General features: G+C 66.6%; 27 protein-coding genes. 20 read left to right on the forward strand and 7 right to left on the reverse strand.

Annotated features, from left to right (window positions below; translation table 11 throughout):
* The first annotated feature begins 11 nt into the window (after positions 1–11).
* A complete protein-coding gene (locus FIU85_RS15065) occupies positions 12–305 on the forward strand; it encodes a DUF1330 domain-containing protein (RefSeq protein WP_152497482.1) in 294 nt (97 codons plus the stop codon).
* A gap of 148 nt (positions 306–453) precedes the next feature.
* Here the strand turns inward: FIU85_RS15065 and FIU85_RS15070 are convergent, their stop codons facing one another.
* Together FIU85_RS15070 and FIU85_RS15075 are read right to left on the reverse strand one after the other, a co-directional pair.
* The gene (locus tag FIU85_RS15070) at positions 454–846 is read right to left on the reverse strand and encodes an META domain-containing protein (protein ID WP_152497483.1); all 393 of its coding nucleotides are present in this window, start codon (positions 844–846) and stop codon (positions 454–456) included.
* Positions 846–1382, reverse strand: coding sequence for a TetR/AcrR family transcriptional regulator (locus tag FIU85_RS15075; RefSeq protein WP_152497484.1), 537 nt, complete (start codon positions 1380–1382; stop codon positions 846–848). The genes FIU85_RS15070 and FIU85_RS15075 overlap by 1 nt, the downstream gene beginning before the upstream one ends.
* Before the next feature lie 168 nt (positions 1383–1550).
* Here FIU85_RS15075 and phnC point away from each other — a divergent pair, with 168 nt between their 5' ends.
* From phnC to FIU85_RS15100, 5 genes are all read left to right on the forward strand, one after another.
* Positions 1551–2345: a phosphonate ABC transporter ATP-binding protein gene (gene phnC / locus FIU85_RS15080; RefSeq protein WP_152494562.1), complete on the forward strand. Its 795-nt coding sequence runs from the start codon at positions 1551–1553 to the stop codon at positions 2343–2345.
* 72 nt (positions 2346–2417) lie between these two features.
* Positions 2418–3323, forward strand: a complete 906-nt coding sequence (gene phnD / locus FIU85_RS15085) for a phosphonate ABC transporter substrate-binding protein (protein ID WP_152497485.1) — start codon at positions 2418–2420, stop codon at positions 3321–3323.
* Positions 3324–3390: 67 nt separating this feature from the next.
* On the forward strand, positions 3391–4278 hold the full coding sequence (gene phnE / locus FIU85_RS15090; protein WP_152497486.1) for a phosphonate ABC transporter, permease protein PhnE: 888 nt from the start codon (positions 3391–3393) through the stop codon (positions 4276–4278).
* An 11-nt stretch (positions 4279–4289) separates the two neighbouring features.
* Complete coding sequence (gene phnE, locus FIU85_RS15095; RefSeq protein ID WP_152498278.1) at positions 4290–5609, forward strand: phosphonate ABC transporter, permease protein PhnE; 1320 nt, start codon at positions 4290–4292, stop codon at positions 5607–5609.
* 6 nt (positions 5610–5615) lie between these two features.
* A complete protein-coding gene (locus FIU85_RS15100; RefSeq protein WP_152497487.1) occupies positions 5616–6233 on the forward strand; it encodes a chloramphenicol acetyltransferase in 618 nt (205 codons plus the stop codon).
* A gap of 238 nt (positions 6234–6471) precedes the next feature.
* Here FIU85_RS15100 and FIU85_RS15105 read toward each other — a convergent pair whose 3' ends face one another.
* Positions 6472–7653, reverse strand: a complete 1182-nt coding sequence (locus FIU85_RS15105) for an alpha-D-ribose 1-methylphosphonate 5-triphosphate diphosphatase (RefSeq protein WP_152497488.1) — start codon at positions 7651–7653, stop codon at positions 6472–6474.
* 64 nt (positions 7654–7717) lie between these two features.
* Positions 7718–8479: a phosphonate metabolism transcriptional regulator PhnF gene (gene phnF / locus FIU85_RS15110; protein ID WP_152497489.1), complete on the reverse strand. Its 762-nt coding sequence runs from the start codon at positions 8477–8479 to the stop codon at positions 7718–7720.
* Between the two features lie 102 nt (positions 8480–8581).
* On the opposite strand from phnF, the gene phnG reads away from it, so the two are divergent.
* The 9 genes from phnG to phnN all read left to right on the forward strand — a co-directional run bounded on the left by phnG (position 8582) and on the right by phnN (position 14692).
* Positions 8582–9025, forward strand: coding sequence for a phosphonate C-P lyase system protein PhnG (phnG, locus tag FIU85_RS15115; RefSeq protein ID WP_152497490.1), 444 nt, complete (start codon positions 8582–8584; stop codon positions 9023–9025).
* Positions 9025–9591 (forward strand): phosphonate C-P lyase system protein PhnH, encoded by a 567-nt coding sequence (gene phnH / locus FIU85_RS15120; protein WP_152497491.1) that lies wholly within the window; start codon positions 9025–9027, stop codon positions 9589–9591. Before phnG ends, phnH begins: the two co-directional genes overlap by 1 nt.
* A 3-nt stretch (positions 9592–9594) precedes the next feature.
* A complete protein-coding gene (locus tag FIU85_RS15125; RefSeq protein ID WP_152497492.1) occupies positions 9595–10683 on the forward strand; it encodes a carbon-phosphorus lyase complex subunit PhnI in 1089 nt (362 codons plus the stop codon).
* A complete protein-coding gene (gene fosX / locus FIU85_RS15130) occupies positions 10680–11099 on the forward strand; it encodes a FosX/FosE/FosI family fosfomycin resistance hydrolase (protein WP_152497493.1) in 420 nt (139 codons plus the stop codon). The genes FIU85_RS15125 and fosX overlap by 4 nt, the downstream gene beginning before the upstream one ends.
* Positions 11096–11686 carry an HAD family phosphatase gene (locus tag FIU85_RS15135; RefSeq protein WP_152497494.1) on the forward strand — a complete coding sequence of 197 codons (591 nt, stop codon included), beginning with the start codon at positions 11096–11098 and terminating at the stop codon, positions 11684–11686. The genes fosX and FIU85_RS15135 overlap by 4 nt, the downstream gene beginning before the upstream one ends.
* The gene (locus FIU85_RS15140; RefSeq protein WP_152497495.1) at positions 11683–12552 is read left to right on the forward strand and encodes an alpha-D-ribose 1-methylphosphonate 5-phosphate C-P-lyase PhnJ; all 870 of its coding nucleotides are present in this window, start codon (positions 11683–11685) and stop codon (positions 12550–12552) included. Before FIU85_RS15135 ends, FIU85_RS15140 begins: the two co-directional genes overlap by 4 nt.
* Positions 12553–12631: 79 nt before the next feature.
* Positions 12632–13402 carry a phosphonate C-P lyase system protein PhnK gene (gene phnK, locus FIU85_RS15145; protein ID WP_152493625.1) on the forward strand — a complete coding sequence of 257 codons (771 nt, stop codon included), beginning with the start codon at positions 12632–12634 and terminating at the stop codon, positions 13400–13402.
* A gap of 43 nt (positions 13403–13445) precedes the next feature.
* The gene (phnL, locus tag FIU85_RS15150) at positions 13446–14126 is read left to right on the forward strand and encodes a phosphonate C-P lyase system protein PhnL (protein ID WP_152497496.1); all 681 of its coding nucleotides are present in this window, start codon (positions 13446–13448) and stop codon (positions 14124–14126) included.
* Positions 14126–14692 (forward strand): phosphonate metabolism protein/1,5-bisphosphokinase (PRPP-forming) PhnN, encoded by a 567-nt coding sequence (phnN, locus tag FIU85_RS15155; RefSeq protein ID WP_152493623.1) that lies wholly within the window; start codon positions 14126–14128, stop codon positions 14690–14692. Before phnL ends, phnN begins: the two co-directional genes overlap by 1 nt.
* On the opposite strand, the gene FIU85_RS15160 is transcribed toward phnN, so the two are convergent.
* Positions 14668–15351, reverse strand: a complete 684-nt coding sequence (locus FIU85_RS15160) for a DUF1045 domain-containing protein (protein ID WP_152497497.1) — start codon at positions 15349–15351, stop codon at positions 14668–14670. The genes phnN and FIU85_RS15160 overlap by 25 nt on opposite strands.
* A gap of 47 nt (positions 15352–15398) precedes the next feature.
* Between FIU85_RS15160 and FIU85_RS15165 the strand changes: the two genes are divergently transcribed.
* Positions 15399–16541 carry an alpha-D-ribose 1-methylphosphonate 5-triphosphate diphosphatase gene (locus tag FIU85_RS15165; RefSeq protein WP_152497498.1) on the forward strand — a complete coding sequence of 381 codons (1143 nt, stop codon included), beginning with the start codon at positions 15399–15401 and terminating at the stop codon, positions 16539–16541.
* 872 nt (positions 16542–17413) lie between these two features.
* Here FIU85_RS15165 and FIU85_RS15170 read toward each other — a convergent pair.
* A complete protein-coding gene (locus FIU85_RS15170) occupies positions 17414–19102 on the reverse strand; it encodes an acyl-CoA dehydrogenase family protein (RefSeq protein ID WP_152497499.1) in 1689 nt (562 codons plus the stop codon).
* A 198-nt stretch (positions 19103–19300) separates the two neighbouring features.
* Here FIU85_RS15170 and FIU85_RS15175 point away from each other — a divergent pair, with 198 nt between their 5' ends.
* The 3 genes from FIU85_RS15175 (at position 19301) to FIU85_RS15185 (ending at position 23378) form a co-directional block, all read left to right on the forward strand.
* Positions 19301–20074 carry a sulfite exporter TauE/SafE family protein gene (locus FIU85_RS15175; protein ID WP_152497500.1) on the forward strand — a complete coding sequence of 258 codons (774 nt, stop codon included), beginning with the start codon at positions 19301–19303 and terminating at the stop codon, positions 20072–20074.
* 319 nt (positions 20075–20393) lie between these two features.
* The gene (gene pheT, locus FIU85_RS15180) at positions 20394–22793 is read left to right on the forward strand and encodes a phenylalanine--tRNA ligase subunit beta (protein ID WP_152497501.1); all 2400 of its coding nucleotides are present in this window, start codon (positions 20394–20396) and stop codon (positions 22791–22793) included.
* A 138-nt stretch (positions 22794–22931) separates the two neighbouring features.
* A complete protein-coding gene (locus tag FIU85_RS15185; protein ID WP_152493617.1) occupies positions 22932–23378 on the forward strand; it encodes a YtoQ family protein in 447 nt (148 codons plus the stop codon).
* Between the two features lie 34 nt (positions 23379–23412).
* On the opposite strand, the gene FIU85_RS15190 is transcribed toward FIU85_RS15185, so the two are convergent.
* Positions 23413–23592, reverse strand: coding sequence for a hypothetical protein (locus tag FIU85_RS15190; RefSeq protein ID WP_152497502.1), 180 nt, complete (start codon positions 23590–23592; stop codon positions 23413–23415).
* A 208-nt stretch (positions 23593–23800) separates the two neighbouring features.
* Here FIU85_RS15190 and FIU85_RS15195 point away from each other — a divergent pair, with 208 nt between their 5' ends.
* Entirely contained in the window at positions 23801–24469 is a 669-nt protein-coding gene (locus FIU85_RS15195) for a MarC family protein (RefSeq protein WP_152493615.1), read from the forward strand.
* Positions 24470–24609 lie beyond the last annotated feature (140 nt).

Consider the following 24609-nt stretch of genomic DNA (forward strand, 5'->3'; position numbering starts at 1 on the left):
AGGGCAGGGCCATGGCGGCATACGTGATCGGGGAGATGGAGATCCACAGCCGGGACTGGATGGAGGCGTATTTCGCCAAGATCCCCGAGGTGGTGGCGGCGCATGAAGGCCGGTTTCTGGTGCGGGGCGGTGCGCCCGAGAGAATGGAGGGTGAGGGTGTGCTGCCCGATGCGGCCTTCGTCCTGGAGTTTCCAGACCGGGACCATGCGCGGGCGTTCTGGCACTCGGACGCGTTCCAGGAGCTCGCAGTGTTGCGGCGGTCGGGGTCGGAGCTGAATGCGATCCTGGTCGACGGGCTGGGGTAACCCGCGCGGCCAGATGGCTGACCCTTGGGACGGAGGGCAGCGGCGGATGCCTCCGGCGGGGATATTTGAAGCCAGAGGAAGAGGGGGGATGGCGCGAGGGGCGTACTGCGTGCTTTGTTCCGCTATGTGTCCCCAGCCCCGGCTCGCCTCACTCGGCGGTGCGGAAGATCATCTCGCGGCCCTCGGGTGTGCTGAGGATCAGGGTGGTTTCGGTGACCTCGGCCAAAGACATGGCACCGAGCGCGTCGAGAAACGCGGTTTCCTGCGCCAGGTCGGGACAGGCGCGGCGGGTGGTGCCGATCTCGGCGGCCTCGAACCAGGGGTAAGGTTGCAGTTGCGCGGCGAAGTAGCGGTTGCAGGGGGCCTCGCCGACGATCTTGCCTTCCTGGGGAAAGGTGATGGTGGCGGTCGCGTCGAAGGCGGCGCCGTCGAGTTCCGCGAGTTGCCATGTCCTGTCCGCCGCGCCGTGGCCCGAGAGGGTTTCATCGCCGCTGCAATTCAGCAGCGACACCACCAGGGGCATCGTCAGGAGGCCGCGCATCACCGCAGGGCCAGTACCAGGTCGACGAGCGAACCGATGGCGCTGATGTGGTCCGCGGGGCTGGCATTGCCGAGCGATGTCATGCCGATGGCCGAGGCATAGAGGATGCGCGCCATTTCCGGGTTGTCGATGCCGATGTCGGACAGAAGCGATTGCAGGGCGGCCAGGCGGGCGTCGTCGACGTCGTTGACCGCGGCGCGGGCGAGGTCGTCGGAATTGGCCCAGGCGCGCAGAGCGGGTTCGGTCGCATCCGGCGCGGCATACGCCTGGGCGAGATTGCGCAGGCGGGCCACCTCGGTGCTGCCGTCATTCATCAGGTCGGGCAGGCGGGCGATGCTGTCGTCGCGCCACGCGGCCAGCAGGGCCTGGTGATAGGCCGGCACGTCGCGAAAGTGCCAGTAGAACGAGCCCTTGGATACACCCAGCCGTACCGCCAGCGGTTCGGCCTTGAGCGCGGTGGGGCCCAGTTCGGACAGCGCATCGAGCCCGGCGGTAAGCCAGTCGCTGGATTTCAGACGTGTGGATGCGCGTGTCATGGTTTCGGGATACGCCCGCGCAGGGCGCAATGCAAGCGTTCCGCCGCAATGCAGCATGGGCGCGCGAAGTGTCGCGGGCCGGCCTGCGTTACAAAAGTTTTACCGCAGCGTCACAGAAGCTTCTGAAACCCTGCGTAGGTGTGCGCCGAACGACCGGGGGACATGAGCGTGCTTGAGATTACCAAGCTGACGAAGGTTTTTGGCCAGCACAAGGCCGTGGACAACATCACGTTCAGCGTGGAGAAACCCGCCATGATCGGCATTATCGGCCGGTCGGGGGCAGGCAAGTCGACCTTGCTGCGGATGCTGAACCGGCTGACCGATGCCAGCAATGGCAGCATCGTGTTTGAAGGGCGCGACGTAACCGCCCTGAAAGGTGCCCAGAAGCGCGCGTGGCAGTCGGACTGCGCGATGATTTTCCAGCAGTTCAACCTGGTGCCGCGCATGGACGTGGTTTCGAACGTGCTGCACGGCACGCTCAATCGTCGGTCGACTTTTGCCACCATGTTCAACCTCTACCCGCAGGCCGATATCTATCGCGCCATCGCCATCCTGGACCGGTTGGGTATTGCCGAGCACGCGCCGAAGCGGGCCGAGGCGCTGTCGGGCGGCCAGCAGCAGCGCGTCGCCATCGCGCGGGCGCTGATGCAGGAGCCCAAGATCGTGCTGGCCGACGAGCCGATTGCCAGCCTCGACCCGATGAACGCGCAGCTGGTGATGGACGACCTGCGCCGCATCCACGAAGAGGACGGCCGCACTGTGGTGGCCAACCTGCACACGCTGGATACGGCCCGCAAATATTGTGACCGGGTGATCGGGATGCGGGACGGGCGGATGGTGTTCGATGGCACGCCCGAGCAGCTGACCACCGGCGTGGCGCGCGACATCTACGGCGCCGACGCAGGCTTTTCCGAGGCTGCGACCTCGACCGCGATCGAGACGCCGGAGCGCGAGATCGCCTGACCCTACGACCTGAAATTCATCTGCACGCCGGTCACGGGGGCCGGTGGCAACAAACCTGACTGGAGGACCAAGATGAAGAAACTGATCGCTGCCCTTGCGGCCACCACTGCCATGACCGCACCTGTCATGGCCCAGGAAATCGAAGAGTTCCGCATCGGTATCCTGGGGGGCGAGAACGCCCAGGACCGTCTGAGCTCGCACGAGTGCCTGAAGAACTACACCGAGGAAGCGCTGGGCGTGGAAACCAAGCTGTTCGCGCCCGCCGACTATGCCGGTGTGATCCAGGGCCTTGTCGGCGGCACGCTGGACATGGCGTGGCTGGGTGCGTCGGGCTATGCCGCGACCTATCTGCAGGACCCCGAGGCGGTCGAGCCGGTGCTGGTCAAGATCAACCTGGATGGCTCTTACGGCTATCACTCGATCGGCTTTGCCCGTAAGGACAGCGGCATCACCAGCCTCGAGGACATGGAAGGCAAGGTGTTCGGCTTTGGCGACCCGAACTCGACCAGCGGGTACCTGATCCCGTCGATCGAGATCCCGCAGGAAGGCGAAGAGATCACCATGGAATCGGGTGATTACTTTGGCGAGGTGAAGTTCACCGGCGGCCACGAGCAGACCATCGTTGCGGTCAACAACGGCGACATCGACGCCGGCGTGACTTGGGCCGACGGCCAGGGCAACTGGGAAGACGGCTATAACTCGGGCGCGCTGCGAAAGGCCGTGGATGCGGGCCTGGTGGACATGAACGACTTGGTGGAAATCTGGAAATCGAACCCGATCCCGGAAGGCCCGATCGTGCTGCGCAAGTCGCTGCCCGCGGATGTGAAAGAGACGATGGTGGCCCTGGTCGACGGCATGTACGACACCGACAAGGACTGCACCTACTCGATCTCGGCCGGCGAAAGCCTGGGCTTCGACCCGATCACGCATGACGCGTACCTGTCGATCATCGAGGCGCGCAAGTCCAAGTCGCAATAAGCGCGTGACACCTAGATGGCGGGCCCCAAAACCGGGCCCGCCATTTGCATATTTTCCGAGAGGCTTCATGGCAGATGTGACCCAATCCGGCGGCGCGACGCGGCTGAGCGACATGCAGGCGACCTACATGGCGCAGGTGTCGAAGCGGCGGCTTTATTCGGGGATCACGTTGCTGGTCTTCATCCTGCTGATGGTGTCGGGCTTTCGCCTTGCCGAAGAGCGCAATGGCGGGTCCTTCATCGGCGGGCTGGACAATTTCTTTGACTATCCCGGCGAGGTGATGGCCGAGGCCGTGGAGAAGGCGGGCGAACTGCCCGCGCATTTCGTGACGTTTTTCCCGGCGCTTTTGGAGACGGTGAACATCGCGGCCGTCAGCACGCTGGTGGGTGCATTGGCGGCGATTTTGCTGTCGCTTCTGTCGACCCGCGGGCTGGCGCGGTTTCCAAGGCTGGTGCCGGTCTTTCGGCGGATCATGGACATCACCCGAGCGGTGCCGGAGATCGTGATCGCGCTCATTCTGATTTTCGTGCTGGGGGGCGGGCCGGTGCCGGCGATGATCGCCATTGCGTTCCACACGGCGGGGGCGCTGGGCAAGCTGTTCTCGGAAGTGAACGAGAACGCGTCGCTGAAGCCTTTGGAGGGGTTGGAAAGCGTTGGCGCCACGTGGAGCCAGCGGATGATGCTGGGGGTGGTGCCGCAGGTGGCGCCGAACTGGCTGAGCTATGCGCTGATGCGGTTCGAGATCAATATCCGCGCGTCCGCTATCCTGGGCTTTGTCGGCGCGGGCGGCCTTGGGTACGAGCTGAAGAACGCGATCAGCTGGGGGCAGGGGCGTTATGACGAGGCGGCGGCGATGTTCCTGATGCTGTTTGCCACGATCATTCTGTTCGACCAGCTGTCGAGCCACTTCCGGGACCGGCTGGTGCACGGACGCAAGGTGGAGTTGCACCGATGAGCGCGACATCGATGAATACCAAGATGACCGACACCGACGCGCTGATGGCGCAGACGGCCACGCTGTTTCAGCGCAAGCGGATGGTGGCCTTTGGCGTGCCGGCGCTCATCCTGGCCTATTTCGTTTATGTCTTTTTCGCCTTCGACGTGCCGGGTCTGATGCAGAGGGCGAGTGCCGAGAATGCCCGGGCGCTGGTGGCGGATACCTATAGCTATAAGGTGCACGTGACGCGCGATAACAGCGACGCCAGCGTGGGCGTGGCGATCGAGGGCGAGCGTAAAGGCGAGTATCCCGAGGGCGAGGCGCCTGAATGGGTTGAGCTGGGGCGCGACACGGTGATCGACCTTGGGGATGGGCATGTAGTGGTCTTTGGCCCCGAGACGGTCACCTATGATGTGCCGGGCTATGGCCTGATCCGGGCGACGCCGAGCCGCAGCCAGGGCGTGGTGCAGGAGTTCCCGACGGGTGATCTGCCGGAGTGGATCAACAGTTCCAAGAACCGGCTGGCGATCACGACCGAGGCGGGTCGCCTGTCGGTCACGCGCAACCGGTCTGAGGTGTTTCGCTATTTCACCGGCTGGGAGCTGTTTTTCTTCACGCTGGACAGCCCCTATCACGGGATGAGCGTGGGGCAGGTTCTGGGCCGAGCGTTCAGCGGCGAGGCGGGCGAGATCTGGGAGGATTTTTGGCACAACGAGATGTGGCGGCATTCGGACGTGATGTGGGCAATATTCGAGACGATCCTTATGGCGTTCCTGGGCACGATGGGGGCGGCCATCGTGGCGCTGCCCATTGCGTTCATGGCGGCCAAGAACTTTGCCCCGCTGAAAACCGTGCGGTTCGGGTTCCGGCGGCTGTTCGACTTCCTGCGCGGGGTCGATGCGCTGATCTGGACGATCGTTCTGACGCGGGCCTTCGGGTTGGGGCCATTGACGGGTGCGCTGGCGATATTGCTGACGGATACGGGCTCGTTCGGGAAGCTGTTTTCCGAGGCGCTGGAGAACGTGGACGACAAGCAGATCGAGGGTGTGCAGTCGACGGGGGCGAAGCCGGTGCAGCGGTATCGGTTCGGTGTCATTCCGCAGGTGACGCCGGTGCTGCTGAGCCAGGTGCTGTATTATCTGGAGAGCAACACGCGGTCGGCCACCATCATCGGCGCGATCACCGGGGGTGGGATCGGGCTTTTGCTGACGCAGGCGATCATCACCCAGAAGGACTGGGAAGAGGTGACCTATTACATCGTTCTGGTCGTGCTGATGGTGATCTTCATGGACTGGGTGTCGGGAATGTTGCGGCGGCGATTGATCCAGTCGGATGATGCGGGGCACTAGGGCCACATGCCGAAGCTGAGTGCCGATGCGCCGCTGATCCATCCCGAGTGCGAGATTTCCGGGAGTTCGTTCGGGGCCTATTGCGAGGTGGGCCGGGGCAGTCGTGTGGCGCAGTCGGTGTTCGGGGATTATTCCTATTGCGACCGGATGTGCGACATCGCCAATACCGACGTGGGCAGGTTTTCCAACATCGCGAGTTTCGTGCGGGTGGGGGCCACGGATCATCCGCTGGACCGGGCGAGCCTGCATCATTTCATGTATCGCTCGGCCAGTTACTGGGACGATGCGGAGGATGATGCCGACTGGTTCGGCAAGCGCCGCGCGCGGCGTACGGTCATCGGGCATGACACGTGGCTGGGGCACAATGCGCAGGTGAAGCCGGAGGTGACGGTGGGGCACGGGGCCGTGGTGGCCTCGGGCGCGGTTGTGACGCGGGACGTGGCCCCCTACACCATCGTGGCGGGCGTGCCGGCAAAGCCCGCGCGCGCGCGGCTGGCGCCCGAGGTTGCGGAGCGGGTGATGGCGCTGGGCTGGTGGGATTGGGACCATGATCGGCTGCGGGCGGCGCTGGAGGATTTCCGGGGCCTGCCGGTGGAGGGATTCCTGGAGAAATACGAGGGTTGAGCGGCGTGGTGGGTTGGAACCCCACCCTACGGAGCGTGGCGCGTGTGATGCTCGGGGCGCGCCCGAGGATGACGTTCACGGGAAGGCGCGGGGTGTCCCGATCCAAATTGGGCGGCCCGAAGGCCGCCCGGATTGGTCATGAAAATAAGCTTGGCATGTTCAGGGACAAGTGAACGCCGCCTGTATGGCCGAGTCGTGCAACAGGGATGTGTCGGCAGGATAAAATCTGGGTAACAGCCTATTCGGCGGCCATTGCCAGTTCGGTGCCGGCGCCGAAGAACCGCGTGGCGGCCTCGCCCGCGAGATGCGTGATGCGGCCGGCGCAGAGGGTGGCCTCGATCTGGCGGGTGGCTTCGTTGACCACCACGAGGTCGGCGCGGCGGCCATAGTCGATCACGCCGCGGTCGGGCAGGCGCATGATCCGCGCGGGTGTGCTGCTGATCATGGCCCAGGCCGAGGGCAGGGTGCGCAGGCCCTTGTCCACGAGCGCAAAGGCCGCGCGGGCCAGAGACGGGTAGTGGTAGTCGGAGACGAGCGCGTCGCAATGGCCGGCCTCGATCAAGTCCTCGGCGGCGGCGTTGCCGGCCTGCGAGCCGCCGCGCACCACGTTGGGCGCGCCCATCAGCACCGGGTCGCCCACGGCGGTGGCCAGCCGCGCGGCGGCGCGGGTGACGGGGAATTCGCAGATCTTGGCGCCGATCATGGAATAGGTCTCGCGGGTTTCGGCGTCGGGGTCGTCATGGCTGCCGTAGAGCACACCGCGGCGGTCGAAGCCTTCGGCCAGGCGGCAGAGGAAGCGGGGCACGAAGGTGGCGTTCTTCTTGGCGGCACGCAGGGCGGCAAGGTGTTCTTGCGGCGTGCGGTGGGCCTCTTCGGCCCAGCGGGCCAAAGTGACGGGCCGGGCCCGGGCGGCGTCGAGCGCGTCGTCGAGGTGGTTGTTGAAGACGACGTAGTCGATGTCATGCGCATCGACCAGGGCCAGCAGGCGGTCGGCGGAATCGGTGAGATGCGTCTCGCAGCGGATCTGGAGGCGCAGGTCGGTCAGCAGCCGGGGGCGGGCGGTAGCGAGCGCCGTGGCCAGTGCCTCGGCCTGGTCGGGGGCGCGGCGGCCGCCTTCCCAGGACCAGCTTTGGGCCAGCCACGCGGTGGTGATGCCGTTGGAGGCGGCGTCGCGGTCGGTGGCGGCGAGGGCGTCGGCCAGCGGGAAGGGCGCGGAGGGGCGGGGCGCGATATGGCGCTCGAACGCGTCGCCGTGCAGGTCGATGATGCCGGGCAGGACGAGATAGCCGGTGAGGTCGACCGCGGGCAGGGGGCCCTTGCCGATCACGCCCTGCCGGACGACGACCGAGCGGCGTTGCAGCTCGCCGTCGCGCAGGACGCGCGCGCCCGTCAGGCGCATGTCACAGGGTTTCGGGGCCATCGTACTGCTCTCGCTCGTTTCTCGCTAAGGTAGCGTGGGTTTGTATCGTCGGAGTGACAAAGCGTTAATTCTGCGTGTCTTTTTCCGGTTCATTTTCGGGCAGCACGTCGCCCAAGGTCAGCGTGACCTGGTCGCCCGAGAACCAGGTGCGGCCGTATTCCAGCGGCTGGCCGTCCGGGTCGACGTTGAGCGAGACGGTGCGCAGGACGGGCGCGCCTTCGCGGATGTGCAGGTGGCCGGCCTGGGTGGGGCTGGCCAGACGGGCGGCCACGCGGGTCCAGGCGCGGGTGTAGTCCGGGATGCCGATGGCGCGCAGGCTGTCGGTGATGGAATTGTGCCGGCGCAGGGCGTCGGGCAGGCCGGGCAGGCGGGCGGCCGGAAAGACCGAGCGGAAGAGCGCCAGCGGCTGGTCGTCGGCCAGCGACAGCCCGTCGTAGGAGTGCACGAGGTCGCCGGGGGCGAGGGCCAGTGCCTCGGCCTCGGTCGCGTCGGCTGCGCGGGTCTCGATCAGGTGGGCGCGGCGGGATGGCAGCCGCCCGGCGGCGCGGAGGTTGGTCTGGAACCGCACGCGCGTCCCCAGGGGATAGTCGGTGGGTTTCTGCGCCACGAAGACACCCGCGCCGCGGCGGGGAAAGACGGTTCCGGCCTCGGCCATGTCCGCCAGCGCGCGACGCACGGTGTGGCGGTTGACGCCGAAGCGGCGGGCCAGTTCCGCCTCGGTCGGCAGCTTGTCGCCGGGGGCGTAGCGGCCCGCCGCGATGTCATCGGTGAGCGTGTCACGGATGGATTTCCAGACCGGGGTGCGTGTGGCGGTGTTGGTCGGCATGTCATGAAACCTTCACGGGGCGGGGGCTTGGCGACTCGGATGCGATGCGCTATAGATTTGTCTAGTTGTATAGTAACATAGACAACTTCGCAAGGTGTCTAGATGACCGAAACTATCGAGAGACAGGCGTGGATGAGCACGCTGGCCAAGGCCCCCGCCGCCGATCTGGCGCGGCTGTGGGACGGGCTGGGGCTGGAACCCGAGCACGAGATGCTGCGCGCGCCCGAGGTGGGTGCGGTGATGGTGCGGGGCCGGACCGGGGCGACGGGCGCGCCGTTCAACCTGGGTGAAATGACGGTGACGCGCTGTTCGTTGCGGCTGGGCTGTGGTGCGGTCGGGCATGGCTACGTGCAGGGGCGCGACAAGGTGCACGCGACGACCGCCGCGCTGGTCGATGCGTTGATGCAGACCGACGAGGCCGACCGGGTGCGCGAGGGGGTCGTGGGGCCGCTGACCGAGGCGCTGGCAGCGGCGAAGGCGAAGCGCCGCGCCAAGGCGGCGGCGACCAGGGTGGAGTTCTTCACCATGCAGCGGGGAGAGGATTGATGCACACCGAGGCACTGACAGGCGGGTTCGGCGATGCGCCGGTGGACGCGGCGAGGGCCTTTCGCGGGGCGATGAACGCGATGGCGCGGCCCGGGCGGATCGAGGACCTGGCCGGGGCGGTGCCGCCTGCGCCGCTGACGGTGGCGGCGGGGGTGCTGGTGTTGACGCTGTGCGATGCGGAGACGCCTGTGTACCTGGCAGGCGATCACGATGCGCCCGCCGTGCGGGAGTGGATCACGTTCCACACCGGCGCGCCGTTTGCCGGGCCGGAAGCGGCGATGTTCGCGCTTGGGTCGTGGGAGGCATTGCGGCCGCTGGAGGCCTATCCGCTGGGCACACCGGAGTACCCGGACCGGTCGACGACTCTGATCGTCGAGGTGCCGGAACTGGTGGCCGACGGGGCGGTGTTGAGTGGGCCGGGCATCAGGGAGACGGCGCGGTTGAGCCTGCCGGAGGTGGCGGCGTTCCAGCGCAATGCAAAGGCGTTTCCGTTGGGGCTGGATTTCTTTTTCACCTGTGGCGACCGCGTGGCGGCGCTGCCGCGGACCACGAAGGTGGAGGGCTGAGCCATGTATGTTGCGGTGAAGGGCGGCGAGCGGGCGATTGAAAGCGCCCATGCCTGGCTGGCCGAGGAGCGGCGGGGCGACACGTCCGTCGCGGAGCTGTCGGTGGCGCAGATCCGCGAGCAGTTGAGCCTGGCCGTGAACCGGGTCATGGCGGAAGGTTCGCTCTACGATCCGGACCTCGCCGCGCTGGCGATCAAGCAGGCGCGGGGGGACCTGATCGAGGCGATTTTCCTCATTCGGGCCTATCGCACGACGCTGCCACGGTTCGGCGCGTCCGCGCCGGTGGAAACGGGCGAGATGATGTGTGACCGCCGGATCTCGGCCACGTTCAAGGATGCACCGGGGGGGCAGGTTCTGGGCCCGACCTTCGATTACACGCACCGCCTGCTGGATTTCAAACTGGCCGCCGAGGGCGCGGTGCCGGAGGCGCCGGAGGGCGAGGCCGAGGACGGGCCGGTGCCGCATATCACCGGGTTTCTGAACCGCGAGGGGCTGATCCAGACCGAGGATGAGAGTCACGCCACGCCGCCCGACCTGACGCGCGAGCCGATGGAGTTGCCGGCGAGCCGGGCGCTGCGGCTGCAATCGCTGACGCGCGGCGACGAGGGGTTCGTGCTGGGCATGGCCTATTCGACGCAGCGGGGATACGCGCGCAACCACGCCTTCGTGGGCGAGCTGCGCATCGGCACGGTGGAGGTCGAGATGGACATCCCCGAGCTGGGGTTCGCCATTGATATCGGCGAGATCACCCTGACCGAATGCGAGACGGTGAACCAGTTCAAGGGGTCCAAGACCGAACCGCCGCAGTTCACGCGGGGCTATGGGCTGGTCTTCGGGCAGACCGAGCGCAAGGCGATTTCCATGGCGTTGGTGGACCGGGCGCTGCGCTGGAAGGAGCTGGGCGAGGATGACCAGGGTGCGCCGGCGCAGGACGAGGAATTCGTGCTGATGCACGCTGACAATATCCAGGCCACGGGGTTCCTGGAGCATATCAAGCTGCCGCATTACGTGGATTTCCAGAGCGAGCTGGAATTGGTGCGGAAACTGCGGCGCGTGGCGGACGGCCAGCCGGCGCGCGAGGCGGCGGAATGAGCGAAGGACTGTCGCATATCACCTTCGTCTGCGCCGACCTAGACCGGATGCAGCGCGTTCTGGAAGAGGTGCTGGAGGCGCGCTGCGTCTATGCCAGCGGGGCCGAGCAATTCTCGCTGTCCGAGGAGCGGTTTTTCATGGTGGGCGACGTTTGGGTGGCGATCATGAAGGGCGCGGCGCTGGCGGAGCGGACCTATAATCACGTCGCGTTCAAGGTGGACGAGGCCGGTTTCGAGGGCCGCGTGGCGCGGATCGAGGCGCTGGGGCTGGAGATGCGCCCACCCCGGCCCCGGGTCGAGGGAGAGGGGCGGTCGGTGTATTTTCATTCGCCGGATGGGCATTTGCTGGAGTTGCACACCGGCACGCTGGAGGAACGGCTGGGGCGGTATGCGCGCGGACGCGAGGGCGTGGCGTGAATATCGTCTTCGATATCGGCAACGTGTTGATCGGGTGGGACCCCTATGCGGCGTTTCGGCATGCGTTTGACAGTGATGCGGAAATCGACGCGTTCCTGATGGATGCGGATTTCTATGCCTGGAACCTGGAGCAGGATCGCGGGCGCAGCCGCAAAGAGGCCGTGGCGGCGGTGCCGGAGGCCCATGCGGCGTTGATGGACGGGTATTTCGAGCGGTTCCACCTGACCATTCAGGACAAGATCTGTGAGACGTGGTCGCTGATGGAGCGGCTGCGCAGCAAGGGGCACGGGATCTATGGCCTGACGAATTTCGCGGCGGAGACCTGGCCCGTGGCCCTGAGGGTGCATCCGCAGCTGGGCGAGGCGTTCGAGGACGTGGTCGTGTCGGGGCGTGAAGGCACGGTCAAGCCGGAGCGCGAGATCTATGACCTGCTGTGCCGGCGCAACAAGCTGAGCCCGAGTGACTGCCTGTTCATCGACGACAGTGCTGCGAATGCGGACGGTGCGCGCAAGGCGGGCTGGCAGGCGCATCATTTCACCTCTCCCGACGCGCTGCGCCGGGACCTGACAGAGCGGGGGCTGCTGTGAACGAGTACAATTTCGCCTACCTGGACGAGCAGACCAAGCGGATGATCCGGCGGGCCATCCTGAAAGGGCTGGCCATTCCCGGCTACCAGGTGCCGTTCGCGTCGCGCGAGATGCCGATGCCCTATGGCTGGGGCACGGGCGGCGTGCAGGTGAGTGCGGCCACGCTGGTGCCCGAGGACCGGATGAAGGTGATCGACCAGGGCGCAGACGACACCACGAACGCGGTGTCGATCCGCAAGTTTTTCGAGCGCACGGCGGGTGTGGAGACGACCGAGGAGACGGGACGCGCAACGCTGATCCAGACGCGGCACCGGATACCGGAAGAGCCGCTGACCGAGGACCAGATCCTGGTCTACCAGGTGCCGATCCCCGAGCCGCTTCGGTTTCTGGAGCCGCGCGAGACCGAGACGCGCAAGATGCACGCCCTGGAAGAATACGGGCTGATGCATGTGAAGCTTTATGAGGACATCAGCCAGCACGGGGCGATCGCCACCTCCTATGCCTATCCGGTGAAGGTGGAGGGGCGCTACGTGATGGACCCGTCGCCGATTCCGAAATTCGACAACCCGAAGTTGGAGATGGCCGCCATTCAGCTGTTCGGCGCGGGGCGGGAACAGCGGATCTATGCGCTGCCGCCCTGGTGCGAGGTGGTGAGCTTGGATTTCGAGGATCATCCGTTCGAGGCCAGCAAGGCGGAGCACGCATGTGACCTGTGTGGGGCCGGGGACAGCTATCTCGACGAGGTGATCGTGGACGATGCGGGCGGGCGGATGTTCGTTTGCTCGGACACGGATTACTGCCGGGGGCGCCGGGCCGCGGGGCATGTGGGGGCGCAGGGCGTGCCCAATGAGGAGGGTGCGGCGTGAGACACGAGGCGCGCAAAATTTTATGGAAAAATTTTGGAGCGGATTTTTCGAAAAATCCGCGTGCGGGAGGGCTGGTGTGATGACTCCATTGTTGCAGGTGCGCGATGTGGCGAAGTTCTATGGCCCCCGGGTGGGGTGCCGGGACGTGTCCTTCGATCTTTTTCCGGGCGAAGTGATGGGGATCGTCGGGGAGAGTGGATCGGGTAAATCCACGCTTCTTGGCTGCCTCGCCGGTCATCTGGCTCCTGATGCCGGCGAGGTGATTTTCGACACGGCCGTGGACGGGCCGCGCGATACGCTGAAAATGTCGGAGCCGGAGCGGCGGATGCTGGGGCGCACCGATTGGGCGTTCGTGCATCAGCACGCGCGGGACGGGTTGCGCATGGGGGTGAGTGCGGGCGGCAATGTGGGCGAGCGGCTGATGGCCGTGGGCGCGCGCCATTACGGGGAGATCCGCAGCAGCGCGGTGGATTGGCTGGGCCGGGTGGAGATTGCCGAGGACCGGGTGGATGACCGGCCCACGGCCTTTTCAGGCGGGATGCAGCAGCGGTTGCAGATCGCGCGGAACCTGGTGACCGGGCCGCGGCTGGTGTTCATGGACGAGCCCACGGGGGGCTTGGATGTCAGCGTGCAGGCGCGGCTGTTGGATCTTTTGCGCGGGCTGGTGCGGGAGATGGGGTTGAGTGCGATCATCGTGACGCATGACCTGGCGGTGGTGCGTCTGCTGGCGGATCGGCTGATGGTGATGAAGGACGGGCATGTGGTGGAGACCGGGCTGACGGATCAAGTGCTGGACGATCCGCAGCATGGCTATACGCAGCTGCTCGTCTCCAGCGTGTTGCAGGTTTGAGGCGGCGGGATTTGAGTATTTTTGGCAAGAAAAAGGCCGGGTCATGATCGAGATCGAGAACGTGTCGAAGAATTTCGTGCTGCACAACCAGGGCGGCGCGGTGATTCCGGTGATGGCGGCGGCGTCGCTGTCGGTGGCGGCGGGGGAATGCGTGGCGCTGACCGGGGCCTCGGGCGCGGGCAAGTCGACGTTGATGCGGATGATCTACGGCAATTACCTGGCCGCTTCGGGGCGGATCGTGGTGGCGGGCGTGGATGTGGCCCGCGCCGCGCCGCGGGAGATCCTGGCGCTCAGGCGCGAGACGCTGGGCTATGTCAGCCAGTTCCTGCGGGTGGTGCCGCGGGTGCCGACGCGCGAGGTGGTGGCCGAGCCGCTGCTTGCCGTGGGCGTGGAGAAGGGTGTGGCGATGGCGCGGGCAGAGGAGCTGTTGCGGCGGTTGAACATCCCCGAGGGGTTGTGGGGGTTGAGCCCGACGACCTTTTCGGGGGGCGAGCAGCAGCGGGTGAATATCGCGCGGGGGTTCGCGCATGGCTATCCGGCGATGTTGCTGGACGAGCCGACGGCGAGTCTGGATGCGGATAACCGCGAGACGGTCTTGCGCCTGATCGAGGAGGCCAAGGCGCGGGGCGCGGCCATCGTGGGGATTTTCCATGACGAGGCGGCGCGGGCAAGGGTCTGCGACCGGGAAATCGACGTGTCGGTCTTTACCCCGAAGGCGGCGTAATGTGCGCGCTGGTCCATGGCGGGCGGCTCATTGGCGTTGTCGGGCCGTCGGGCGTGGGCAAGGACAGCGTGATGCAGGTGCTGGCGGAGCGGCACGCGTGCGTGCGGCTGGTGCGGCGGGTGATCACGCGCGACGCGGATGCGGGCGGTGAGGATTTCGAGGCGGTCGGCGAGGACGTGTTCGCGGCGCGGGTGCGGTCCGGGGCGTTCGCCTTGCACTGGCGGGCGCACGGGTTGAGATACGGCGTGCCGGTGGCGGTGAATGAGGACCTGGCGGCGGGGCACCTGTGCCTGGTGAACCTGTCGCGGTCGGTGTTGCGCGAGGCGCAGGCGATGTATCCCGGCTTTGCCGTGGTGCACCTGACGGCGCCGGTGCCGGTGCTGGCGGACCGGCTGGCGGCACGCGGGCGCGAAAGTGCCGAGGTGATCGCGGCGCGGCTGTCGCGGGCGGGGTTTGCCTTGCCGGAGGGGATGGGCCAAGTGATCCGGGTGGAGAATACCGGCACCTTGGAGGAGGCGGCGGAGGCGGTCTGGGCGCAGCTTCAGCCCGAAAGGGTGGCGCGATGAACGAGATGGAAACGGCCCTCGGCATCCTCGCCGCAGAGGCTGAGCGTGTCGAGAGTGAAAGGCTGTGGGACAAGCGGGGTGACCACGGGATCGAGAGCCGCGCGAAGTTGGCCTGCCTGCGCCTTGGGCAGTTTGCCCGAGAGGGTGTAGTGGCAGCGAAACTGGTCCATCACGTAAGGATAACCCCATTGCAGCAGGAGCGCGTCCTGTTCGGGCGTGAGGCCGGACGCGCGGCGGCGGGCGAGGTCGGCGTCGGAGAGGGCGGCGCGGAACGCATCGAGGTCGCGCACGGTGTCGGCGGCGAGGGCGTTCAGGGCCTGCGTGTCGCCGGTGGGCACGAGGGCGAGGAAACGGCCGAGCTGCGCCAGTTCCAGCCCGTCGAGCGTGACCGGCGCGGAGTGGGCGCAGTGGGTGGTGAAAGCCGCCACCAGGTCGGCCTGGGTGCAGCGCTCGGCCAGCCGGAAGGGCGGCTTGACGGTGGCGTGAAAGCCGTATTTGCGGGGGGTGCCGGTGATGTCGTCCCACGGGGCCGGAAGGCCGTCGATGTCGGGCGGGGTGGTCGGTTGGCCACTTTCCAAGTCCCAGCCGAGCCAATCGGCGCCGAACCGGCCCAGGGCGCCCTGCGGTGTGTGGTAGACAGCGTAGCGTTGGAATGCCATGTGCCCGGGTCTGCCCCTGTTTCAACTTCAAGACAAGTGATGGTTCCATGACAGAGACGTTTTGCCTTGCCAATGCGCAAGTGATCCTGCGCGACCGGGTGATGACCGGGGCCGTGCATGTGGAGGAGGGTGCGATCGCCGGGATCGAGGAGGGCGACGCGGTGCCCGCCGGGGCGGTGGACTGCGGGGCCGGTTTCGTGGCGCCGGGGCTGATCGAGCTGCATACCGACAACCTGGAGCGGCATATCCAGCCGCGGCCCAAGGTGGACTGGCCGCACAATGCCGCCATCCTGGCGCATGACGCGGAACTGGCGAGCACCGGGATCACCACGGTGTTCGACGCGATGCGGGTGGGGTCGATCCCCACGGGGCGGGGGCGGTACAAGGCTTATGCGCGGGGACTGGCGCGCGAGCTTTGGGCGCTGCGCGAGGAGGATGCGTTGAAGATCAGTCACTTCCTGCACTTGCGGGCGGAGGTGTGTTCGGAAACTCTGGAGGAGGAGATGGCGGAGTTCGGCCCGGAAGACCGTGTCGGCATCGTCAGCCTGATGGACCACACGCCGGGGCAGAGGCAGTTCCGGGACATCACCAAGCTGGCGGATTACATGAAGGGCAAGCACGCACTGTCGGACGTAGAATTCGAAGAGCATGTCGCGCAATTGAAGGCGCTGCGCGATGCCAATGGCGACCGGCACGAGGCGGCGGCGGTGCGCGAGGCGGCGCGCTATGGCGCGGTGTTGGCGAGCCATGACGATACGACCGAAGCGCAGGTGGAGACCTCGAAAGAGTACGGCGTGGCGATGGCGGAGTTTCCGACCACGGTGGAGGCGGCGGAGGCCAGCCACGCGCGGGATATCGCGGTGATCATGGGGGCGCCGAACCTCATCCGGGGCGGGTCGCATTCGGGCAACGTGGCGGCGGGCGAGTTGGCCCGCGCAGGGCTTCTCGATATCCTGTCGTCGGATTACGTGCCCTCGGCCCTGCTGCTGGCGGCGGTCAAGCTGGGACAGGACTGGGATGACATGGCGCGAGGGCTGGCGACGGTGACGGCGGCGCCGGCGACGGCCGTGGGGTTGCAGGACCGGGGCGAGATCGCGGTCGGCAAGCGGGCGGACCTGATCCGGTTCGACCTGCGCGGCGGCGTGCCGGCCTTGCGGGCGGTGTGGAGCCGGGGAAACCGGGTGGCGTGATCCGGGCCGTTGGCCGCGTGCCGGGTTTCGGCCATCAAAGGTGGGTTTTGTTAAGCAAAGGTGTGTTTCACCCACTCTACGCGAGCGGGCAATGCGCATGTGGCGGCAGCGTTGCCACCGTGAGATGATGTCCGCGGTGGCCCTGCGACATGGGCAAGGATTGCGGGACTGCTGCGATCCCGGGGCCTCTGACGCGGGCCGATGCCTTTGGCGGGATCGGCGATCTTGCCGGATCATGACGGGGCTAGGGGGCCGGGCGGAAGGCTGGCCGACAGGGCGTGGGGCGCGCCCCGGATCATCGCGCGATTGTCGCGGTTCTGCCATCTGTAGGTGGGGGACCTGAATGTGCCCGGCACGCCTGCGGATGTGGAGCCGGGGAGGCCGAGCTTTCGTCTGCGCGGCGGGGGCGCGGGGTTGCAACAGGTGCAGGTGGCTTGCGCGGGCTGACGACGCCGCGATTTTCCGGACCGGCGGCTGGAGAAAATTCGTACGAATTTTCTTGGGGGATTTTCTTCGTACGAAGAAAATGGGGTTGAACTGGAGACGGACGATTTGATCCCGTGAGGGGCGTGAGTTGGGGGACCGGCCTGAGCGTTGCGTCGGCGGGTGTGCCAGGCATGGCAAGGGCGTTTGGGTGAAACGGGTGGGGGGCGGCGCGGCGTGGGTTTTCACCCACCCTACGCAGGCTTGCGCGGGTGTCGGTCGAGGAGCCGTCTTGCAATCACCTGTGCCTGGATCTCGCGTGCCGGCGCGGCAGACCGTCCACTGGACGGTCTGTGACATCGTCAGCCGAGGAGCCGTCTTGCAATCACCTGTGCCTGGATCTCGCGTGCCGGCGAGGCAGACCGTCCACCGGACGGTCTGCGAAAACATCAGCCGAGCAATCTTCGTGCAATCACCTGTGCTTGAATCTCGCCGGCACCCTCGAAGATGTTGAGGATGCGGGCGTCGCAGAGCACGCGGCTGACGGGGTACTCCAGCGCGAAGCCGTTGCCGCCGTGGATCTGAAGCGCGTTGTCGGCGGCGGCCCAGGCGACGCGGGCGCCCAAGAGCTTGGCCATGCCGGCCTCGACATCGCAGCGGCGGCCCTCGTCCTTCTCAAAGGCCGAATAGTACGTCAGCTGGCGGGCGACCATGATTTCCACGGCCATCATCGCCAGCTTGTTGGCGACGCGGGGAAATTCGATCAGTTCCTTGCCGAACTGCTTGCGCTCCTGGGCGTATTGCATCCCGAGATCCAGCGCGTTCTGCGCCACGCCGATGGCGCGCGCGGCGGTCTGGATGCGGGCGGACTCGAAGGTCTCCATCAGCTGCTTGAAGCCCTTGCCTTCTTCGCCGCCCAGAAGGTTCTCGCCCTTCACCCTGAAGTCGTCGAAATTGACCGTGTATTCCTTCATGCCGCGATAGCCCAGCACCTCGATCTCGCCGCCCGAGATGCCGGGATCCTTGAACGGCTCTTCATCCGTGCCGGGGGTCTTTTCGGCGAGGAACATGCTGAGGCCCTTGTAGTCGTCGGTGCCCTGCACGCTGCGGGCCAGCACGGTCATGAAGTGGGTGCGGGCGGCGTGGGTGATCCAGGTCTTGTTGCCGTTGAGGATCCAGTCGCCGTTGTCGTCCTGTTTCGCGCGAGTCTTGAGCGATCCGAGGTCCGAGCCGGTATTGGGTTCGGTGAAGACGGCCGTGGGCAGGATCTCGCCCGAGGCGAGGCCGGGGAGCCACTTTTCCTTCTGCTCGGGCGTGCCGCCGGCGATGATCAGTTCGGCGGCGATTTCCGAGCGGGTGCCCAGCGAGCCGACGCCGATATAGCCGCGGCTGAGTTCCTCGGAGACGACGCACATCGAGGCTTTCGACAGGCCAAGGCCGCCGAAGTCCTCGGGGATGGTCAGGCCGAAGACGCCCATTTCCGCGAGTTCCTCGATGATCTCCATCGGGATCAGTTCGTCCTTGAGGTGCCATTCATGCGCCTCGGGCAGAATCTTGTCGACGGCGTAGCGGCGGAACTGCTCCCGGATCATCTCGAGCTCTTCGTCGAGGCCGGTGGCGCCGACGGTGATCTCGGCGGCGCGTTCCTGCATCAGTTCGACAAGGCGGATGCGGGCGGCCTGGGTGTTGCCGGACTGCGTGAGCGTCTGGACCTCGGGAGTCGTCAGGACGCGCATGTCGTCCTGGCTGAGGCCGATGTCCTGCAGGCGCAGAACCTCGCCCTGGTTCATCGGGATGCCGCCGCGGATCTGGTTGAGGTACTCGCCGAAGGCGATCTGGTGAATGAGTTGCTCGACCTCGCCAAATTTTCCCTCGTCCTGCAGGCGGGTCGCCCAGCCCTGCATCTGGCGCAGGGATTCGACGTAGGTGGCGAGCCAGGCGAGGCCGTGGCTGGCGGTCTGGTGTTGTTCCACGGCGCGGGAAGACACGCGGCCCTCGACCGTGACGAGGTCGCGCAGGGCGTCCCTGGCCTTGTCGAGGATCTGTTCGGCCGGGGCCACAGCCTTGCCGGTCAGCTCCAGCAGGTCCTTCAGGAGGATCTCGGTCGAAAGGTCAACGTCCTGTCCGTCATGCGCCATGGGGTAGCTCCTTCGGTTTTCGCCGCACCGGCATAGCCATTTCGCAGGTGCAGCGCAACTATTATGCTCACGCGGCGTGCAATTTGGTCGAATATTGCGCTGTCGTGTCGCGGGGTGCGGTGGGTCCGCATGGATTTCCGGCAGTCATGGCGGTGATTTAGGCCGTGCGCGCCCTGGGAAAAGTGGTACGAGAGGCGCATGGATGCGTTGCTCGGCCCTGACTGGTTGATGGTGATGGCGTTCGCCTGGGGCGTGGCCGTGCTGGGCGGACTGGTCAAGGGCGTGGTGGGATTCGCCATGCCGATGGTGGTGATCTCGGGGCTGAGCACGGTGATGCCGCCCGAGGTGGCGCTGGCCGGGCTGATCCTGCCGACATTGGCCTCGAACGGCTGGCAGGCGCTGCGGCAGGGAGTCCGTGCGGCCTGGGGGTCCCTGACGCGGTTCCGGATGTTCCTGCTGGCCGGGATGACGGTAATGCTGATTTCGGCACAGCTTGTGAGGGCGATCCCGGAGGCGGTGATGCTGCTGCTGATCGGGGTGCCGATCATCATCTACGCGGGCTTTGCGCTGGCCGGGCGGCCCTTGCGGCTGCCGCCCAACCCCGGCCGCCGCGTGGAAGCGGGGATCGGTGCGGTGGCCGGGTTCTTCGGCGGGATTTCGGGCGTGTGGGGGCCGCCGACCGTGGCGATGCTGACCGCGCTGGACACCGAGAAGACCGAGCAGATGCGCGTACAGGGCGTGATCTACGGCATGGGGGCGGTGTTGCTGACCGGAGCGCATACCGTCTCGGGCGTGCTGAACCGCGCCACGCTGCCGCTGTCGCTGTCGCTGATCGTGCCGGCGCTGATTGGCCTCGGGATCGGCTTCATGCTGCAGGACCGGATCGACCAGCGCCTGTTCCGGCGGCTGACGCTGGCGGTGCTGGTCATCGCGGGCCTGAACCTTGTGCGGCGCGGGATCATGAGCTTCTAGAAAGGTGGTGCGGCTGCGCCGCGCCGGATGTCTCGTCGCCCGCCCTCCGGGCGGCTCCTCGGGCGCGGGAGCCCCGGTGCGACGGGCTGACCCGGCGATGCACCTCCTGGCAGGTGGGGGCCTCCGGCGAAGATATCTTGCGGCCAGGGGAAGGTGTGTGCAACACTCTTCTTCCTCTGGCCGGAAATATCCCGGGGGGGCGTCGAAACCGGGGTTTCGACGTGGGGGGCTGGCCCCCCGCTGCGGTGCCCTCTTTCAAGCGCGGGACATATCCGGTAAAGCGCCCGGGACAAGTTTGAACCCGCATGGATGAGAGACGATGAAATTCACCCTGTCCTGGCTGAAAGACCATCTTGAGACCACTGCCGGCGTGGCGGAGATCGCCGAGGCGCTGACCGATCTTGGTCTCGAGGTGGAAGAGATTTCCAACCCGGCGGAGACGCTTGCGGACTTTACCATCGGCAAGGTGGTGAGCGCCGAAAAGCATCCCGATGCGGACCGTCTGCGGGTGTGCCAGGTGGACACCGACGAGGGCGTGAAACAGATCATCTGCGGGGCGCCGAATGCGCGCGAAGGCATCACCGTCGTGGTGGCCAAGCCCGGCGTCTACGTGCCCGGGATCGACACCACGATAGGGGTGGGCAAGATCCGCGGGATCGAGAGCTTCGGCATGATGGCGTCGGAGCGCGAGATGGAGCTGTCGGACGAGCATGACGGGATCATCGAGCTGCCTTCGGGCGAGGTCGGTGAGCGGTTCGTCGACTGGCTGGCCGAGAACGACCCGGCCAAGGTGGACCCGGTGATCGAGATCGCGATCACGCCCAACCGGCCCGACGCGCTGGGTGTGCGGGGGATCGCGCTGGATCTAGCGGCGCGGGGGCTGGGGACCATGAAGGAGGCGCCGCGCGCGCATGTGGAGGGGCAGTTTCCGTGCCCGATCACTGTCAGCATCGACGAGGATACCAGGACGGACGGTTGTTTCGTCTTTGCCGGGCGGCTGATCCGGGGTGTGACCAACGGGCCGAGCCCGAAGTGGTTGCAGGACCGGCTGCGGGCCATCGGGCTGCGGCCGATTTCGGCGCTGGTGGATATCACCAATTTCTTCACCTATGACCGCAATCGGCCGCTGCACGTGTTCGACGCCGACAAGGTGGCGGGAAACCTGCGGGTGCATCGCGCCAGTGGGGGCGAGACGCTGGTGGGGCTGGACGAGAAGGAATACACCTTCTCGAAAGGGCAGGTGGTGATCTCGGACGAGAACGGCATCGAGAGCGTTGGCGGCATCATGGGCGGGCTGGCGACGGGCTGTACGGCCGAGACGACGAACGTGTTCCTCGAAGCGGCTGTCTGGGACCATATCCAGATCGCGCATACGGGCCGGGGGCTGAAGATCAACTCGGACGCGCGGTATCGCAACGAGCGGGGGATCGACCCGGCGTTCAACATGGAAGCGCACGACCTGGCGACGCAGATGATCCTGGACCTGTGCGGCGGCGAGGCGTCGAACCTGGTGGTGGCGGGCGAGGTGCCCGACGTGGCGCGGGCGTACCGCCTGGATGCCGCGCGGGTGCAGTCGCTGGTGGGCATGGAGATCCCGGAATCCGAGCAGCGCCAGACGCTGACGCGGCTGGGCTTTCGCATGGAGGGCAACACCGCCCACGTGCCAAGCTGGCGGCCCGATATCATGGGCGAGGCCGATCTGGTGGAGGAAGTGGCGCGGGTGGCCTCGCTGACAAAGCTGGAAGGTCGCCCGATGCCGCGGATGCAGGCGGGCGTGCCGCAGCCGATCCTGAGCACCGCGCAGCAGCGCGAGCGGGCGGCGCGGCGGATGGCGGCGTCGCTGGGCTATAACGAGTGCGTCACCTACAGTTTCATCGACAAGGAGAGTGCGACGCTGTTCGGCGGGGGCGGCGACGCGACGATGCTGGCCAACCCGATCAGCACCGAGATGAGCCATATGCGGCCGGACCTGCTGCCCGGGTTGTTGCGGGCCGCGGCACGCAACCAGGCGCGGGGGGCGATGGACCTGGCGCTCTTTGAGCTGGGCCACGCGTTTCACGGTGGCGAACCGGGAGAGCAGCACGTGCAGGTGAGCGGTATCCTGGTGGGCCGAACCGGGCCGAAGGACGTGCACAAGGCGAGCCGTCCGGTGGATCTGTACGATGCCAAGGCGGATGCCGAGGCGGTCCTGGGGGCGCTGGACGCGCCGGCGAAAGTTCAGATTCTGCGCGGGGCGTCCGAATGGTGGCACCCGGGGCGGCACGGGATGATCTGCCTGGGGCCGAAGAAGGTGCTGGGCGTCTTTGGCGAGTTGCATCCGAAGGTCCTGCGCGAGATGGATGTGAAGGGGCCGGTCGTGGGGTTCACCCTCTACCCGCAGGAAATTCCGCAGCCGCGGAACACCGACGCGAACCGGGGCGCGATGAAGATCAGCGACCTGCAGGTGGTGGAACGCGATTTCGCCTTCGTGGTGGATGCCGATGTGGAGGCGCTGACGCTGGTCAATGCCGCGGCCGGGGCCGACAAGGCGCTGATCGAGGATGTGCGGGTCTTCGACGAGTTCATCGGCGGCAGCCTGGGCGAGGGCAAGAAGAGCCTGGCGCTGACGGTGCGGCTGCAACCGACCGAGAAGACGCTGAAGGACGCGGATATCGAGGCGGTGTCGGCGAGGATCGTCGAGAAGGTGACTAAGGCCACGGGCGGCACGCTGCGCGGGTGAGACTGGATCGCGGTACGGCGCACGCGGAAGCGCGTGGGTTGTCACCCACCCTACGAGTGGATGTTGTGCCGCGTTCGCCTTGTCATCCGCGGCGCGGCATGCAGATTGTGCGGCGACACTGAACAAGGAGGACATCAGATGCTGAGCGTATATCTTTCAGGCGAGATCCATACCGACTGGCGCGAGCAGATCATCGAAGGGGCCAGGGGCCTCGACGTGGAGTTTTCCGCGCCGGTGACGGATCACGGCGCCAGCGACGATTGCGGCGTGACGATCCTGGGAGCGGAAGAGAACAAGTACTGGCACGACCACAAGGGCGCCATGGTGAACGCGATCCGGACCCGCAAGGGGATCGAGGAAGCCGACATCGTGGTCGTGCGGTTCGGCGACAAGTACAAGCAGTGGAACGCGGCCTTTGACGCAGGCTATGCCAGCGCGATGGGCAAGTCGCTGATCATTCTGCAGCCGCCGGAGCATGACCACGCCTTGAAGGAGGTGGACGCCGCGGCGCTGGCCGTGACGCGCGAGCCGGGGCAGGTGGTGGAGATCCTGCGCTATGTCCTGGAAGGGACGTTGCCGAAGTAGCGGCGGCGCGGGGTGGCGTGGGTTTTCACCCACCCTATGGTGCCTGCCCGAGGCGGCGCATGTCCGGGACCACGCTGTCGAGGGAGCTGCGCGGATCGCCTTGCAGGGCGATGACGTCGTCGGTTGCGGCGACGACCTTGCCCGGGGCCATGTCCAGTCTGCCGATGATGGTCGGGATCCGGTCGAGAAGGAGGTTGAGGTCGCGGGCCAGCACGTCGACCCCGTTGGGGGTGAGTTGGCACGCCGTGCGCCAAAAGGGAGATCAAGAAAGCGTCAGCGAGGGGCCCGGAAGGCGCTTTGGCGGTGCTCCGGGCGTCCTGCGAGGTTCAATCCTGCTTCGGCATGGGATATGTGTGAGACGCGGAGCGATGGTCCGCCGCGCTGCATTCGCGCGTCACATTCAACCGGAAAGATCCGACACGATGGACTGGGCTGCCCTTGCAAGAGAACTGGTGACGCTGATCGTGGTGATCGACCCCGTGGGGTCGATCCCGGTGTTCCTGTTTGCGGTTCAGGGCGTGCCGCGGGCGCTGCACCGGCGCTTTGCGCTGCGGGCGGTGGCGATTGCGGCGCTGGTGCTGCTGGCGTTCCTGGTGGGCGGGCAGTTCCTGCTGGAATCGCTGGGGCTGCGGCTGGGATCGTTCCAGATCGCGGGCGGGATCATCCTGTTTTTGTTCGCGATGACGATGATCTTCGGCGAGTCGAAGCCCGCGCGTGAGATCGAGGAGGCCGAGCGCGACCATCTGGCGGGCGCGGTGTTTCCGCTGGCGATGCCGTCGATCGCGTCGCCGGGTGCGATGCTGGCCATCGTGATCCTGACGGACAACCACACAGAGTCCCTGGCCAACCAGGCGATCACGGCGGGGCTGCTTCTCTTGGTGCTGCTCATGACGCTGGGGCTGCTTTTGGCGGCGACATACGTGCACCGCGTGATCGGCAGCACGGGGGCCAGCGTGATCAGCCGGGTGATGGGGATCGTGCTGGCGACGATTGCCGTGGATGCGGTGCTGGGCGGGTTCGACGCGCTGGGCGTGATGGACGTGGCGCCGCCGCCGGTGGAGAGCCCGTTGAACAAGGCGGCGCCGAAGTAGCGTGGCGCCCGGGTGGGTCTTCACCCACCCTACGGGGGCGGGGCGCGTGGGTTCTTGCATTCCAGCCGGGGAGACGCGTGGGTTTTCACCCACCCTACGCTGGAGGATTGTGGGAGGAGGTCCCGAATTGGGTCCGGGAC

Origin of the sequence: Roseovarius sp. THAF8 (genome assembly GCF_009363735.1) — a bacterium.
Lineage (GTDB): Bacteria > Pseudomonadota > Alphaproteobacteria > Rhodobacterales > Rhodobacteraceae > Roseovarius.